The organism is Niallia circulans (assembly GCF_003726095.1).
GTDB classification, from domain to species: domain Bacteria; phylum Bacillota; class Bacilli; order Bacillales; family Cytobacillaceae; genus Niallia; species Niallia circulans_A.
In genome coordinates, this window is sequence record NZ_CP026031.1 from 1,935,798 (window position 1) to 1,948,631 (window position 12,834).

Annotated in this window: 21 protein-coding genes and 1 pseudogene; 5 read left to right on the plus strand and 17 right to left on the minus strand. The window is 32.8% G+C overall.

Features of this window, described 5'->3' with window-relative positions; genetic code table 11:
* The first annotated feature begins 214 nt into the window (after window positions 1-214).
* Window positions 215-1,927, plus strand: a complete 1,713-nt coding sequence (locus C2I06_RS09330) for a DEAD/DEAH box helicase (protein ID WP_095332783.1) — start codon at window positions 215-217, stop codon at window positions 1,925-1,927.
* Window positions 1,896-2,702 (plus strand): YqhG family protein, encoded by an 807-nt coding sequence (locus C2I06_RS09335; protein WP_123257928.1) that lies wholly within the window; start codon window positions 1,896-1,898, stop codon window positions 2,700-2,702. The genes C2I06_RS09330 and C2I06_RS09335 overlap by 32 nt, the downstream gene beginning before the upstream one ends.
* 64 nt (window positions 2,703-2,766) lie before the next feature.
* Here C2I06_RS09335 and C2I06_RS09340 read toward each other — a convergent pair whose 3' ends face one another.
* The 8 genes and pseudogenes from C2I06_RS09340 to C2I06_RS09375 form a co-directional block, all read right to left on the minus strand.
* Window positions 2,767-2,955, minus strand: coding sequence for a YqzE family protein (locus C2I06_RS09340; protein ID WP_095332779.1), 189 nt, complete (start codon window positions 2,953-2,955; stop codon window positions 2,767-2,769).
* A gap of 54 nt (window positions 2,956-3,009) precedes the next feature.
* Window positions 3,010-3,390, minus strand: a complete 381-nt coding sequence (gene comGG / locus C2I06_RS09345) for a competence type IV pilus minor pilin ComGG (protein ID WP_123257929.1) — start codon at window positions 3,388-3,390, stop codon at window positions 3,010-3,012.
* A 6-nt stretch (window positions 3,391-3,396) separates the two neighbouring features.
* On the minus strand, window positions 3,397-3,840 hold the full coding sequence (gene comGF / locus C2I06_RS09350) for a competence type IV pilus minor pilin ComGF (protein WP_235850334.1): 444 nt from the start codon (window positions 3,838-3,840) through the stop codon (window positions 3,397-3,399).
* A complete protein-coding gene (locus tag C2I06_RS09355) occupies window positions 3,837-4,160 on the minus strand; it encodes a hypothetical protein (RefSeq protein WP_095332775.1) in 324 nt (107 codons plus the stop codon). The genes comGF and C2I06_RS09355 overlap by 4 nt, the downstream gene beginning before the upstream one ends.
* Window positions 4,144-4,581 carry a competence type IV pilus minor pilin ComGD gene (gene comGD, locus C2I06_RS09360; RefSeq protein WP_095332773.1) on the minus strand — a complete coding sequence of 146 codons (438 nt, stop codon included), beginning with the start codon at window positions 4,579-4,581 and terminating at the stop codon, window positions 4,144-4,146. Before comGD ends, C2I06_RS09355 begins: the two co-directional genes overlap by 17 nt.
* Window positions 4,578-4,892 (minus strand): competence type IV pilus major pilin ComGC, encoded by a 315-nt coding sequence (gene comGC, locus C2I06_RS09365; RefSeq protein ID WP_095332771.1) that lies wholly within the window; start codon window positions 4,890-4,892, stop codon window positions 4,578-4,580. Before comGC ends, comGD begins: the two co-directional genes overlap by 4 nt.
* A 12-nt stretch (window positions 4,893-4,904) precedes the next feature.
* A complete protein-coding gene (comGB, locus tag C2I06_RS09370) occupies window positions 4,905-5,939 on the minus strand; it encodes a competence type IV pilus assembly protein ComGB (RefSeq protein WP_164463654.1) in 1,035 nt (344 codons plus the stop codon).
* Window positions 5,929-6,576: pseudogene (locus C2I06_RS09375) on the minus strand (ATPase, T2SS/T4P/T4SS family); the annotation flags it as partial. The pseudogene C2I06_RS09375 and the gene comGB, both read right to left, overlap by 11 nt.
* A 254-nt stretch (window positions 6,577-6,830) precedes the next feature.
* On the opposite strand from C2I06_RS09375, the gene C2I06_RS09380 reads away from it, so the two are divergent.
* Window positions 6,831-7,394: a hypothetical protein gene (locus C2I06_RS09380; RefSeq protein WP_123257931.1), complete on the plus strand. Its 564-nt coding sequence runs from the start codon at window positions 6,831-6,833 to the stop codon at window positions 7,392-7,394.
* Between the two features lie 34 nt (window positions 7,395-7,428).
* Here C2I06_RS09380 and C2I06_RS09385 read toward each other — a convergent pair whose 3' ends face one another.
* Both C2I06_RS09385 and C2I06_RS09390 read right to left on the minus strand, forming a co-directional pair.
* Window positions 7,429-7,686, minus strand: a complete 258-nt coding sequence (locus C2I06_RS09385) for a YolD-like family protein (RefSeq protein ID WP_123259140.1) — start codon at window positions 7,684-7,686, stop codon at window positions 7,429-7,431.
* Window positions 7,687-7,691: 5 nt separating this feature from the next.
* A complete protein-coding gene (locus C2I06_RS09390) occupies window positions 7,692-7,910 on the minus strand; it encodes a WYL domain-containing protein (protein WP_123257932.1) in 219 nt (72 codons plus the stop codon).
* A 110-nt stretch (window positions 7,911-8,020) separates the two neighbouring features.
* Between C2I06_RS09390 and C2I06_RS09395 the strand changes: the two genes are divergently transcribed.
* Both C2I06_RS09395 and C2I06_RS09400 read left to right on the plus strand, forming a co-directional pair.
* On the plus strand, window positions 8,021-8,350 hold the full coding sequence (locus C2I06_RS09395) for a YolD-like family protein (protein ID WP_123257933.1): 330 nt from the start codon (window positions 8,021-8,023) through the stop codon (window positions 8,348-8,350).
* A 14-nt stretch (window positions 8,351-8,364) separates the two neighbouring features.
* Entirely contained in the window at window positions 8,365-8,727 is a 363-nt protein-coding gene (locus C2I06_RS09400) for a YhjD family protein (protein ID WP_123257934.1), read from the plus strand.
* Window positions 8,728-8,945: 218 nt separating this feature from the next.
* On the opposite strand, the gene C2I06_RS09405 is transcribed toward C2I06_RS09400, so the two are convergent.
* The 7 genes from C2I06_RS09405 to C2I06_RS09435 all read right to left on the minus strand — a co-directional run bounded on the left by C2I06_RS09405 (window position 8,946) and on the right by C2I06_RS09435 (window position 12,816).
* Window positions 8,946-9,134: a hypothetical protein gene (locus tag C2I06_RS09405; protein ID WP_123257935.1), complete on the minus strand. Its 189-nt coding sequence runs from the start codon at window positions 9,132-9,134 to the stop codon at window positions 8,946-8,948.
* A gap of 138 nt (window positions 9,135-9,272) precedes the next feature.
* A complete protein-coding gene (locus tag C2I06_RS26015; protein ID WP_420915962.1) occupies window positions 9,273-10,130 on the minus strand; it encodes a glucosaminidase domain-containing protein in 858 nt (285 codons plus the stop codon).
* A gap of 58 nt (window positions 10,131-10,188) precedes the next feature.
* Window positions 10,189-10,440: a phage holin gene (locus tag C2I06_RS09415; RefSeq protein WP_123257937.1), complete on the minus strand. Its 252-nt coding sequence runs from the start codon at window positions 10,438-10,440 to the stop codon at window positions 10,189-10,191.
* Window positions 10,441-10,452: 12 nt separating this feature from the next.
* Window positions 10,453-10,791 carry a hypothetical protein gene (locus tag C2I06_RS09420; protein WP_123257938.1) on the minus strand — a complete coding sequence of 113 codons (339 nt, stop codon included), beginning with the start codon at window positions 10,789-10,791 and terminating at the stop codon, window positions 10,453-10,455.
* Between the two features lie 37 nt (window positions 10,792-10,828).
* The gene (locus tag C2I06_RS09425) at window positions 10,829-11,038 is read right to left on the minus strand and encodes a hypothetical protein (protein WP_123257939.1); all 210 of its coding nucleotides are present in this window, start codon (window positions 11,036-11,038) and stop codon (window positions 10,829-10,831) included.
* A 16-nt stretch (window positions 11,039-11,054) separates the two neighbouring features.
* Window positions 11,055-12,227: a hypothetical protein gene (locus tag C2I06_RS09430; protein ID WP_123257940.1), complete on the minus strand. Its 1,173-nt coding sequence runs from the start codon at window positions 12,225-12,227 to the stop codon at window positions 11,055-11,057.
* A 229-nt stretch (window positions 12,228-12,456) separates the two neighbouring features.
* Window positions 12,457-12,816, minus strand: coding sequence for a hypothetical protein (locus tag C2I06_RS09435; RefSeq protein WP_123257941.1), 360 nt, complete (start codon window positions 12,814-12,816; stop codon window positions 12,457-12,459).
* Window positions 12,817-12,834: the final 18 nt, after the last annotated feature.

The window sequence follows — 12,834 nt, forward strand, 5'->3', positions numbered from 1 at the left end:
ACGATTAATATTTGATCATTTTTCATTTAATGTTCATGTTTTGTCCCAATATAAATAAATTGTGACAAAATTAAAAACTTTTTTACCCTTTTATCCTAACATCCGAATGAAAAGGTGGCAATAAGTTTTTATGTTTACTAGCTCTCTTTTTTTAATTCTTATATACATAATATTTTAGCTTTACCAAAGGAAACATTAGAAAGGATGAATAAAGATGACGCTCCAAATCAATTTTGATGATTCGTGGAATAATCAGCTATTAAAGCGAATTTCAGATGATGGCCCATGGGCCAATTGGGAACTATATAAGCTAGCAGTAGAAGTGGAACAACATAATATCATACCAGAATTCGAAGGTCTCCAAGCCCCTAAATACCTATCAGACCTTTCTCCATTACCTCACCAGCTGGAGGTTGCGAAAAAAGTAATAGAAGATATGAATGGAAAAGCTATTTTGGCAGATGAAGTAGGTCTTGGAAAAACGATTGAAGCAGGATTGATACTAAAAGAATACATGATTCGTGGTTTAGTAAAAAAAGTGCTTATTTTAGTTCCTGCCTCTCTAGTCACACAATGGGCGTATGAGTTAAATAGCAAATTTTATATTCCTGCAATGGTTCAGCGCAAAAGCTATGTTTGGGAGCAATGCGACATTGTCGTGTCTTCTATTGATACAGCAAAAAGACAGCCTCATCGTGATATTATAAACAATCTGGACTATGATTTGGTGATTATTGACGAGGCCCATAAACTAAAAAACAATAAAACAAAAAACTATGAGTTTGTCCAAAATTTAAAAAAGAAATTTTGTTTGCTATTAACAGCTACCCCTATCCAAAATAGAATTAGCGAAATTTTTAATTTAGTATCTTTATTAAAACCAGGTCATCTAGGAAGTGAATCATCTTTCTATGAAAAATATAAAAAAGATGCTCGCTCCATTGATGACGATGAAAATCTAAAAGCATTGGTTAATAAAGTCATGATCAGAAACAGACGCCATGATACAGGGATTGAATGGACCAAAAGAATTGTTGAAGCCGTTCCTATTGAATTTACGAAAGAAGAAAGAGCATTGTATGAAGGACTGGTAGATTTAAAAACAGAAACCAATCTTTCTAGCAACATCGAAAATTCCCGCAGTCCTTTTTCGATGATTACATTACAAAGAGAGGCATGCTCCAGCAGGGAAGCAGTATATTATACACTGCAAAACATGGTGAGAAAAGTGGAAAATCCAACACCACAATTCCAACAAAGAATACAAGAACTAATAAAAAAAGTCGAAGCAGTTCAGCAAAACTCAAAGGCAAACAAGGCACTAGAGCTTATTAAGAAGATAAATGATAAAGTAATCATCTTTACCGAATATAGGGCTACGCAACTTTATTTACAATGGTTTTTGAAGCAGCACGGTATTACATCTGTTCCATTTCGCGGCGGCTTTAAACGAGGCAAAAAGGATTGGATGCGAGATCTCTTCCAGAATCATGCACAAGTATTAATTGCCACAGAGGCCGGCGGTGAAGGTATCAACCTCCAATTTTGTCATCATATTATAAACTTTGATTTACCATGGAATCCAATGAGATTGGAGCAAAGAATTGGCCGGATTCATCGACTTGGTCAAAAAGAAGATGTGAAGATTTATAATTTTGCCGTAAAAGACACAGTGGAAGATCATATTTTAAAATTACTTTATGAAAAAATCCATCTTTTTGAAAAAGTTATTGGCGAGCTAGATGATATTTTGACGAAATTGGATTTTGGCAATATGGATGATTATATGATTGATATTTTCTCCCACTCTAAATCTGAAGGAGAAATGAAAATCAAAATGGATAATTTAACAAGCATGATTGAATTCGCACAAAGTATGAAGGAGGATCAGCCGTATGAAGCAGCAGGAAATTCATCAATTTCTTGAACGATTTTTCATCGCAAATGATTGTGAGATAGTGGAGAATAAACCTGGTTATCTCATTGTCCAATTAACAATTGAAATGGACAAGGAGTTAATGAATCGACCGTTTTATTGGCATTATCTTGAAAAGACTGGTGGTGTTCCGAATCCTGCCAGTCTTACCCTCATTACTGATCCAAAGCTGGCACCAGAGGATTTGAAGGGTGAACTGATTCACTTTGGGTCTCCCCGTCTTCATCAACTTTTTGCTTCTGCAAAAAACTTATCGAAGTATATTCGTTTATATGAAAATAAGATAACACACGGAAAGCAGCAAACCGCTTTACAACCATGGCTTGCACTTAATGTGAAAATTTCGTATCAATGTGACAGAAAACGAGATGTATTTCAATCGATTGGACTGCAGCTTATCAATGGTCAAATCGCAACAGATTTCCAAGCAAAAGTAGAGAAAATGAACCTTTCTGCCAAAATTCCTGATTATGCGTTCACACTTTCTCCCTTAATCATGCCAATAAGTGGGATAACAAGAATTGAGAATATGATAAAGCAATCTTTATTAGCAGAAGATCATACATGGGCAGATGAAGCAAAAAAAAGGTGGAAAAAGGATTTAGACTTGCTAGAGCATTTTTATGAAGATATGGAAGGCATGGAGGAAGGACAAGAAACCTTGGAGACGGAAAGATTAGCTCTACAGGAGCAGTACGAACCAAAGATTAATATTTCGATTATTAATGGCGGACTTTTTTATTTAGCTTCAGAAGCTGTTTCGTAAAGATCATCTTTAGTTAAAAAAGGAGTAAATTACTGTCAAAGGCAGTATCTACTCCTTTCCCAAACTATTTTTTTAGTTTTCTACGCTTAAAACTGAATAAAATTAAATAAGGTAAAATCCCAAACCACCTCAACATGAAAGGTTCTTTCAGTCCTTTTCTTTCCGCTTTTAACTTTTTTCTTTCTTCTTTGGGCTGATCCATGTACTGGACAAATGTTTGGGTTAAATACTTCACATAATCATTGGTATTCATCTAATCACCTACTCTAGCATTTGTACTAGGATAGCCCTATCATTTGTTTTTTATTCATTCAACCCATTTCGTCATTTTATTCTGCTCTATATCAAAGTAACTTATCGCATAAATCGGCTTTATCGCCCCTTGCATCTTTAATTGATAATCGATTTTAACAGTCATACGTGAATTTTTTTCCATTGTATAAAAGACATTACCATGTGAAAAATTCTTTGTACCTGAAAGGTCAGGATGTTCATTTGTAGAGAGTTCGTGCTCAATTTCTTTTAAGGAAGATAGAAAATAATATTCTTGAATATTGCTATTTTTCACTCCTGCATCTATCCCCTTCTTATTCACATAAATTCCATACAGTATAAATAAAAAATGGATAAAAAGAATATATACACATAAAGATAATGGGTAAATAAATCCTTTATTGTTCTTGATCAATTCCGATCACTCCAAAAATGTAAGATAAGATCTTATACTAGACTCTTTTTCCCTACCAAATCGGTCTACTACCTTAACTCGAAATCCGTTCTTCTGCATAATAAACTCTACTTTGTTAATAGCTTGTAATGCTACCTCATGCCCTGTTGAATCTACTCGCCTTCTAATGCTGCTGCCATATTTTTCATAAGTAACAACCCTTCCATCCACATAGAGCACCAATTTATTGTTTGAAACAGAAATCCCTTGTGACATTTTTGTTTCTTTTTTTAATTCAAGAATGAACACTTCCCACTCCATTTCTTGTAATTCTTTTTCCGAAAAGTGCTTGTCAAGCATAAGTCGCAAAGGAGTTAACAGGAGAGTAAGTATAATCGTGAAAATAAAAAAAGAAAGAAGCATTTCTGCCAAAACATAGCCCTTATTATTAAGAAGTATTCGTTTAATCATTCTTTCCACACTTCACAGATTTTTTTGTTTTTTTGAAATACATTTTTATATTGCAAACAGACAATACTATCTTTTTCCCAGACAATCGAGTAGCTCGTACCTTCGTTTTCAATAGTCGTATTTCCTCTTTCCACTTCCCCTAATTTAAGCTCTATTAAATGGTTATAAAATAATTCATTTACTAGCTTACTATGCTCGGAATCTTCTAGCTGTTTTAGCACATGGACATAAACCGGCATCCATGTTAGCGCTATCAACAACCATATCGTAAAGGACAATAAATAATCCGGCAGCATAAAGCCTTTACAATTTAGTCGCATAAAATCGTCCTTTCCCTATTAAAACGGTTAATTTATAGGGTTGTTTACCAATTCTAAATTCATAAGTGCCAAATTTCGAAAAATTACCATTTGAATTAATGTTAAAGGAAAGTGTCGCGTTAGTAGAAAAAATAATATCATCTGCATAATAACGTTCCACAATATTCCCAGTATTAGCATCAGCACGCATGTAGTAATAATGTAAAGTTGGATATATCCTCACTTGAATGGGCATTTGATTTTCTAGCGCATACGCTTGAGCATAATAAAGATCACCTTCCAATTGGGTTAAGAAGTGAGTTTCATTAAGAGAAGTTTGTTGGGAAGTAACAAGGAATATGGATAGAGAGGAAAGAACAACTAGTAAAGACATGGCAACAAACATTTCCATTAACGTAAAACCTCTTTGATTATTTATCATGGACTGTCTGATCCCGAGGTAGTAATTACTCCATTTTTAATAATTAACGCCTTGCCATTGGGACATTTTTTTTGGTCTGCTGTTATATAATTTTCTTCTTCCAGTTTAGCAAGATTCTCTGGATACGCTTTATGCTCTATATAGTAAGATTGAACCTCTGCTTGTACCATCTTTGTTAATGCTTCACACCCAGTATTATTGATTTTGGAATTATGCTTGGTTATATTGGGAATGGTGATAATCAATAATATGGAAATAACTACCAAAACAATCATCATTTCAATTAGGGTAAATCCTTGCTCATTCTTCATTTTTTTCTCCTTTCAAAAGCCGTCCAGTAATTGAAACATTGGCATTAACACAGATAAATAAATAGAAATTATTAGAATTCCAACAGCTGTATACAATGTAGGTTGAAGGACTTTTAATGTTTTTTGTAAATTTTCTTCTATTTGTGTTAAGCAATAGTTTCCGAAATAATAGAATTCCTGATCAAGCTTTCCATTTTCCTGGCCGTGCTGAATAATTTGTAATAGCTCTTTTTCCAAAAAATCAAAGGAAGCAAAAGCTTGTTCAAGTCGCACTCCTTTTTTTAACTGTGAAATAGTGATTTCGCCTATTTGGGAATATAGTTTTTGCTCCTTGTTTTCAAGAAAAAATTGCATACACTCATAAATCGAAAAACCACTTGATAATAAATAACTTAACTGCACGGATAGTAGATAGGAAAAATAACGTCTAACAAATATTCCAATCATCGGAATACTCGCTAGTGCATTTATTTGCTTGATAACATCTAATTTTCGAAAAGAAAAATAATAGTAGAGAAGCGCGGAAATAAAACATAGGGATAAGAAAACAAGAAGAAATGGAATAATGTGACCAATAAATTGGAGAAATAGGAGAAAGAAATTCTTGTTAATATTCATCGTTAAAAAGATAGAATTAAACTTCGGGATGAGGATACTTTGAACAAAGAAAAATAAAACGAAGGTAAAACACAAAAGAAAAAGAGGATAGGTAAGGATTTTTCTTAATTTTCTTATCGTATCTTGCTTATTCTGAATCATTCTACTTGCATCTTGAAAAGCACTAGCAAATCCGCCATGCTTTTCAGCAAAGTAAACAAAACTTATCACTTGATAATCAAAATTGAATCTTACTAGGTTCTCAAAAAACGACTCTCCTCCTTTTAAAGAACCGTAACATGCATTAATATCTTCCATTCGACGATCGGGCATATAGTAACGAGAAGACTGGACTGCCTCTGCCATCGAATAGCCTCTATCCAGCAGCTCACCAATACACTTTAAAAATTTCGCTTGTTCTATATTAGACCATGCATGATTATTTTTCATCATAAATCCACCGTTCATATTCTCCTTTCTTTATATAGCCTAGGGCAATCCCTTTACAAATAATATCTCCTAGTGATTTATAGTTAGCTCTCTTAGTTTCTGTTCGGTTATAGAGAATATCAGAAATCATCCTGCCTGTAATCATTTCAAACACTGTTGATCTTTTTAAGCGGTTATCTAAACGGTAACAGTTAGGGGAACAATCTTTATCACAAAAAGGACATACCATTTCAACTAGTCTTTGAGCAGTAATAGCGATTAAGGTTTGTTCAATCTCAGTCTCTTTAATACCAAACTCTAACAGTCGATGAATCGCACCTTTCGCATCTCTCGTATGCATTGTGCTCAATACTAAATGACCTGTTAAGCTCGCCCTTATCGCAATATGAGCAGTTTCTTTGTCGCGGATTTCTCCAACCATAATAATATCTGGATCATGGCGAAGAATTGCTTTTAAGCCAGTGGAATACGTAATACCAGCTTTCTCATTGACTTGAATTTGCAAAACGTTTTCCTGCGTTTTTTCAATGGGATCTTCTAAGCTAATCACATTTCGCTGATAAAGATGTGCATTTTCATTTAGGAGAGAGTAGAGTGTTGTTGTCTTGCCAGACCCAGTTGGTAGCGTTACGTAAATATAACTAATTATTTACACATCATCCCTATTCTTCTTCAAGCAATTATATAGCCCTTCCGATTTGTTTCAATACATTTAATATCAATGGAGATATCTGAATCAATACATAACCTAATCCAGTATTCAATACCTATGTATAATAATATAATCAAAAAACAAACATGACATTTTGTCTACTTTTGTCGAAATAATAGTATCTTATAACCATTAACTATAAGATATTATTAGATAAACAAAAGTAAGGGGGAACAACTTTGAGAAAAATTATATGGCCAGTGTTATTAGGGATTTTAGTATTATCTGGCTGTAGCAGCAGTGAAGAAAAAAAAGCAAGGGAAACAGCAGAAGCGTATATGGAAGCTGTAAAAAATGGAGATGAGTTTTTAAATATCTTTTCATCAGAAGAATTTGTTGATGTATTTGATTATGAATATTTAAAAACACTGGATTCGTCAGAAGAAAAAATACTAGAAGGTTATTCCTATGAAGATTGGGATAGGCTTTATGGCAATGATCCTAATCCAGTATACAGTTCATATGATGATTATCGGAGCCAAGAAAGAAAATATGTGGAATCTCTTATAAGTGAAGGAAAAGATTATGAAATAATTAAAGATACTGACCAAGAATTCGAATACTGGGATGGAAAAAGTTATGGTAAAAATTTCACGCTTCTCTACAATGTGGAAATCGCAGATGAAGATGGACAGAAGCTTTATAAAAAAGCTGAATTCACTGTGGAAGAAGGCTTAGTATACGGTGACTCTATCGATGATTTTGTTGACGGATACAAAATTACAGATATCACATTAAGATAAAATAAAGCCCTTCTCAAATGAGTTGGGCTTTTATTCATACTTTCTTCACTTGCAAAATATCTATAAATGGAACTTTGATTGTTTCGGCAAATTTCTCTATATGTATGAGTTTAGTATTTCCATCCATTTTAACTACTTTCCCTCGGACTGGATCTTCTCTCTTCCACACAGTTAATCTAAGTTCAGCCTTATCCTCTAACGCTTCGATTAAAGTATTAGCAATTTCCTCTAATTCAAATTTATCTCGGCTTGGTCTTGATGGCTTTTTAACTTTCTTAGGTTTTACTAACATCAAAATTATGCACCTCTCCTTACTTTCCGAACTGGTCCAACTGATAGAATGTTGCTTATCTTAAAAGTGCGTTGCTGCTTACGAGTAAAGCAATAAGCACTAAAGGACTCTTCACTCATTTTAATAACCTGAATCCTACGTTGGCTGAATTCCCCTTTATTGTTTTGATAAATCATTTCTAAAACCTCTTTACTTTCTACAGCTCTTTTAAGTAAACCTTTCATCAGTTAGACCTCCTTTTTTTAATTATTATATACGAACGTTCGTTCGAAAACAATATTGAAATCGAACAATTGTTCTTATATAATTATCCTATCGAAAAGGAGATGGGGATATGTTAAAAGACCGGGGTACGAAAAAATGGGTTGCTATGATGCTGCCTGAACATGTAGTTGCTGTAAAAAATGAAATTAATAATCAAGATAAAATTGAACAACCTGAACTTGACGAAGATAAGTTGAATGATATAGATGTATTGATCCACGAGGGTATGGAATATAATCAGCTACTTAAATACAGTCTATATAATAATGGATACATAGATACTTTGATTGGCCGTACTGTTTACATAGATTATTTAAACAACCAGTTACGCATTCAAGATGAGAAAGATCAAATTCATTACGTATCATTTAGAAAATTAGTTGATGTAGAAAGAACATAAACGGAGCAGAAATTATGAGTAGATTATCCGAAGAAGAAAGAGATATATTTGAAAATGCTATATATCTCCCTATGTTGTTGACTGTGCTTGATCGTGACTTTAACGTAGCTAAGACTGCACCGTTTAAACTCAATCAAGTCTACTTAAACTTAATCGAACACATGATGAAACAAGTACAAAGGGACATGAGAGAGAATAATAAAAAGATGTATAAGAATAAGTGGAAGTTGGTTAAGGGTGAAAGTGACGAAGCTTTTACGGAATACAATTTTTATATCAACGGATATCATGAAGTGCATCGCTATTTTAATTACAATCTTAGAAACAACACAGAAAAGCTACTTAATTATTACTTTTTGCATCGTCATTTAGATTAATCTTTTACAGGAAATAATTCTAAGAAGAAATCGATTAGAATTTTTAGATCTGAGGCGTCTTGCGTGGATTCGTACTGTTCTTTTAATTGGAGTAATAAATCATAGTCGGTCATTTTATCCCTCCTTTCTATAGGATGTTTCTTTATTGTGGAAGTAAATTCCTTTTAGTTCACAAAAAATACAAAATAAAAAAGCTCCTACTCAGAGTGAGTGGAACTTTAGTTTTTGGTTGATATCTTGAATTTCCCTCGCATATCTTGAACTATGATAATTATTGTTATTAATGAAACAACCATAGAGATTATTGCTGTAACAGCGTTAGAAAATATGTTGTACAATAAATTTGCTAATGCCACTATTACTATTAAGCTTACTATAAATACTTGTCTTTTTCTTTTTTCATTCATTAATAATCCTCCCTCTTTCTCTTAATATTATATTCTATAAATGTTGAAAAATCCCTCCTAAAAACAAAAAAATCCCCCACTCCAAAGAGCAGGGTTTATGTGGAGATCATGTTGTAAACTATTTTATATCCATCCGTGTTACTTTATGCGAATTTTTTGTTTTGGATAGATTAAATCAGGGTTTTTAATACTAGGATTTAATTTTTGTATTGCTGCAACTGATGTTTTATGATTCTTAGCAATCTTTGTGAGATTTTCTCCATTTTTAACAATGTGATGTTTAGCCTTAGTTGTTTTGGCAGTTGTTTCAAAAGGATTAATCCAGCTACCTGGCACCCCTTTTTTAGTCGTGACATTAATCATGCCTTGGGATTCATTAAAAACATAATATTTGCCTTTTGGTACAGTAGTCTTTTTATCCTTCTTAGACTTAGCATCTGCTGCAGTAGCATAACCATTATATTGTTTAGTTACTTGATAAGTTTTTACATTATCCTTTGTGGAAGAAGTTGTTTTCTTAGGCTTTTCCACTTTTACTCCATCCACATCATATTGAGTGAGGTTATTATCCTCAATAGTACGAATAAGCTTTATTGCATAGTTTGGATCAGTAGCATATCCTGCAGCTTGTACTGCTTTTGCTGCCGCTTTATAATCCTTTTCACCAATTACTTTTTTGTATTTGTTTCTATCCCAAGATACTCCATTTTCATATAGAGCAGTAAGGTCTCGTAGAGACTCATACCATGAAGGATATTTTCGAAATTTGGCATCCACATAGACTGATTTACCGTTATATACTTCCCAAGTTTTCATGGTAACCGATTGGCCGTTATAAGTTCCTTTGATACCAAATAAGTTTTTACCTTTTTGGGCTAGTCCACTTTTGCCCCAATTAGATTCATGGATAGCTTGTGCAAGAATTAAAGACACTAAGATATTTGATTCTTTTCCCACCTTTTTAGCATGTGGTAAGATTTCATTGATAAATGACAATTTAATCACTCTCCATTTTTATTTTTATAAAAGAAAAAGAGCAGCTATTAAGCTACTCTTACTTTGTTTTTGATTGATTTTTAGCTAGGTTATGACCAACTAATAAATCCTTTTGCTTTTTACCCTTTGCAGTCACGTAATTGTTTTTAAACCAGGCAATTGTTCCTGCGATTGCTGTAAATACAGCTGATATAAACGCTGTTTGCTGCTCTTCTGTTCCTGGTATTTCATAAAGACCAAAACTAACTAAAAATTGATTAATAAACGCTATTCCTAATACGATTGTTCTGATTAATGTACCTTTGTCCATTCCTAACACTCCTTATCGTGTAAATAATTTTTCAATCAACAAATAAAGTAGCCCTCCGCTTCCTGCAAGGGCTACTGCTAATTTCCATATTTGCTGTTGTGTATACGTCTTACTGTCTCTTGACGTTTTACGGTCTTCTTTATCTTCTTCTAAAACATGATCAAGTAGCTTTTGTACTAAATCCTGTTGCTTGCCGGATTCTTTCAAAACAGTATTTTCCGTGGCTAATAACTGTGTTTTAATTTCTTGGTTTAGTTTTTCTTGTTCCTTCTGATAATCCTCAAGTGCTTTTATCCTTCCTTCATGATTATCAACTCTTTCTTCCAATGTAGGTACCTCCTGTGTTGGCATTTTCCCATTCCCCCTTTTTCTCTCTATACATAGGTTTTCACCCCCTTTGAGGTAATAAAAAAACACACTTACTTGGTGTGTTTTTTACTTTTTCAATTTCAATTGCATCCTCTAGTGCATATATTGATGTATTGATGAGCGAGTATTCTCGGTGCTTATAATCAATTTCATTTTTCACTTCGAATAATAAGTCATATGCATATTGTAATTTCTCTCTCTGTTGATTATTTAAATATGACCATTCCACTCTATAACACCTCTTTTCATTTTATTCTTTCAATCAAATCAATCAGCTTCTTAAATCTAGCTTGTAAATCATTATAGGGAATTAATTCAAACCATCTTCCTTTTTCATCTAATAATTCGTTAAAATCTTTCCGAGATTCTTTATCAACGTACCCTATAATCCCAATTGTATGAGGGTATTCATGTACTTTAGTATTATATTCCTTATTAAAGTACTCACGATGTTCTAATTCGTTAAAGTATTTTCTATAGATTCTCAGTTGTGCTTCTAATTTAGCAACCGCATCTGAAAACTTTACCCTAACTCCTCCAGGGGAATTCACTAAATTTGCTCTTCTGCCTGTTTTATAATCGACAATAGTCCAATTATCACGTGTTGAATCAAAACCCATTAAATCTGGTATTAGTTTCTGGTTGTATATTTGTTTTATATCTTTCAATTTCGGTTGAACTATAGGTTTTTCTAACCCAAGTATTTCACTAATTATAATTGAATTTTCATTAATAAATTTCTCTATATCTCTTTCTAGTACTTTTTCATCATAAAAATAATAATCCATATCAGTTGATATGCTTTTTAGATGACTTATATATTCTTTATATTTATCAGAAGTAGAATCTAACTTCGCTTTAAATCGATCAAAGTAATTCCAATATGCAAATATGAAATTACTCGTAAATGATTCTATTTCATTAATAACACTAATCAATTTAGAATAGGAAAAAACAAATGCAAATTCTACTTCTGTTTCTTTTCCGGATGGAGACACAAACGTTACATCTTCCATATACATTTCTATATCGTCACCATTTAAACTAAATGGTTTCACACCATTAAAAGAGTTTTTTTTAAATTCAATATACTTACAGTCAGATAAAGAGAATAAGGTTAGAACCTTTTTAGCTGCCCACAAACCTGTATCATCAAACACATCTATCACATCTCCAATGATAAAATTTGTACTGGTTCTATTTTTATTATGTTTAAGAACAAACATAATATGGCCCTTTTCTATCGAAAATGTAACTTCACATCCAAAATCTACAATTAAAACTTTAGGTAATATTTTTTCAACTTTTAAGTTATTACTCTTTAATTTTTTTATCTCCACCTCTAAATTTTTTCGAAAAGCAGAAATAAAATTGTTAATAATTTGTTGAGTTAAATTAATTTCTAGTTGATTTAACAAGTAAATGCCCTCCTTTTTTCTGCATTTATTCGACAGAAAAGGAGGGATTTCCTTTATTTGTTACCATACCATAGCATCCAATGAGACTAACTAATCCTCTTCATAAGTAGTTTCTCTATAATTACAGTCCTGGCAAATAAAAGTTACTTCCATATCTATAGTCGGAAACACTTCGACATTGGTTGAATTACAAATTGGACATATCATTAAAAATTTCATAGATTTCCTCCTAAACTGGAGTTGAATTCTGATCATCTACATATACAGCATACTCGAACTCTGGCAAATTTTTAAGGTATTCATACGCCTGCATAAAGCTATCCATCGAATCAGACGAAGACGGAACAAACGAATATACTTTTGTCTCTAAGACGTATGTTTTAGTTCTATCTTTGTAAATAGATAATACAATATCCATTTTCTCCTTATTTCCTTCAATTTTCACAATTTCGCAGTATGCATCTTTAACCTTTATGATTTCTGTTATGCGATCTTTAACATCCGGAAACTCAACTCGAAATTTATCATCGAATTGTATTTTTGTATTTATATAAGTTAACTCATAATTGTAAGTCACTATAAGCCCCATTTATAACACTCCTTTTAC

Bases quoted from the DNA above. Each gene is read 5' to 3' on its own strand.
- C2I06_RS09330 (WP_095332783.1), top strand. From the start codon at position 215: ATGACGCTCCAAATCAATTTTGATGATTCGTGGAATAATCAGCTATTA.
- C2I06_RS09335 (WP_123257928.1), top strand. From the start codon at position 1,896: ATGAAGCAGCAGGAAATTCATCAATTTCTTGAACGATTTTTCATCGCA.
- C2I06_RS09340 (WP_095332779.1), bottom strand. From the start codon at position 2,955: ATGAATACCAATGATTATGTGAAGTATTTAACCCAAACATTTGTCCAG.
- comGF (WP_235850334.1), bottom strand. From the start codon at position 3,840: ATGATTAAACGAATACTTCTTAATAATAAGGGCTATGTTTTGGCAGAA.
- C2I06_RS09355 (WP_095332775.1), bottom strand. From the start codon at position 4,160: ATGCGACTAAATTGTAAAGGCTTTATGCTGCCGGATTATTTATTGTCC.
- comGD (WP_095332773.1), bottom strand. From the start codon at position 4,581: ATGATAAATAATCAAAGAGGTTTTACGTTAATGGAAATGTTTGTTGCC.
- comGC (WP_095332771.1), bottom strand. From the start codon at position 4,892: ATGAAGAATGAGCAAGGATTTACCCTAATTGAAATGATGATTGTTTTG.
- comGB (WP_164463654.1), bottom strand. From the start codon at position 5,939: ATGAAAAATAATCATGCATGGTCTAATATAGAACAAGCGAAATTTTTA.
- C2I06_RS09385 (WP_123259140.1), bottom strand. From the start codon at position 7,686: ATGTTAGTAAAACCTAAGAAAGTTAAAAAGCCATCAAGACCAAGCCGA.
- C2I06_RS09390 (WP_123257932.1), bottom strand. From the start codon at position 7,910: ATGAAAGGTTTACTTAAAAGAGCTGTAGAAAGTAAAGAGGTTTTAGAA.
- C2I06_RS09395 (WP_123257933.1), top strand. From the start codon at position 8,021: ATGTTAAAAGACCGGGGTACGAAAAAATGGGTTGCTATGATGCTGCCT.
- C2I06_RS09400 (WP_123257934.1), top strand. From the start codon at position 8,365: ATGAGTAGATTATCCGAAGAAGAAAGAGATATATTTGAAAATGCTATA.
- C2I06_RS09405 (WP_123257935.1), bottom strand. From the start codon at position 9,134: ATGAATGAAAAAAGAAAAAGACAAGTATTTATAGTAAGCTTAATAGTA.
- C2I06_RS09415 (WP_123257937.1), bottom strand. From the start codon at position 10,440: ATGGACAAAGGTACATTAATCAGAACAATCGTATTAGGAATAGCGTTT.
- C2I06_RS09420 (WP_123257938.1), bottom strand. From the start codon at position 10,791: ATGCCAACACAGGAGGTACCTACATTGGAAGAAAGAGTTGATAATCAT.
- C2I06_RS09435 (WP_123257941.1), bottom strand. From the start codon at position 12,816: ATGGGGCTTATAGTGACTTACAATTATGAGTTAACTTATATAAATACA.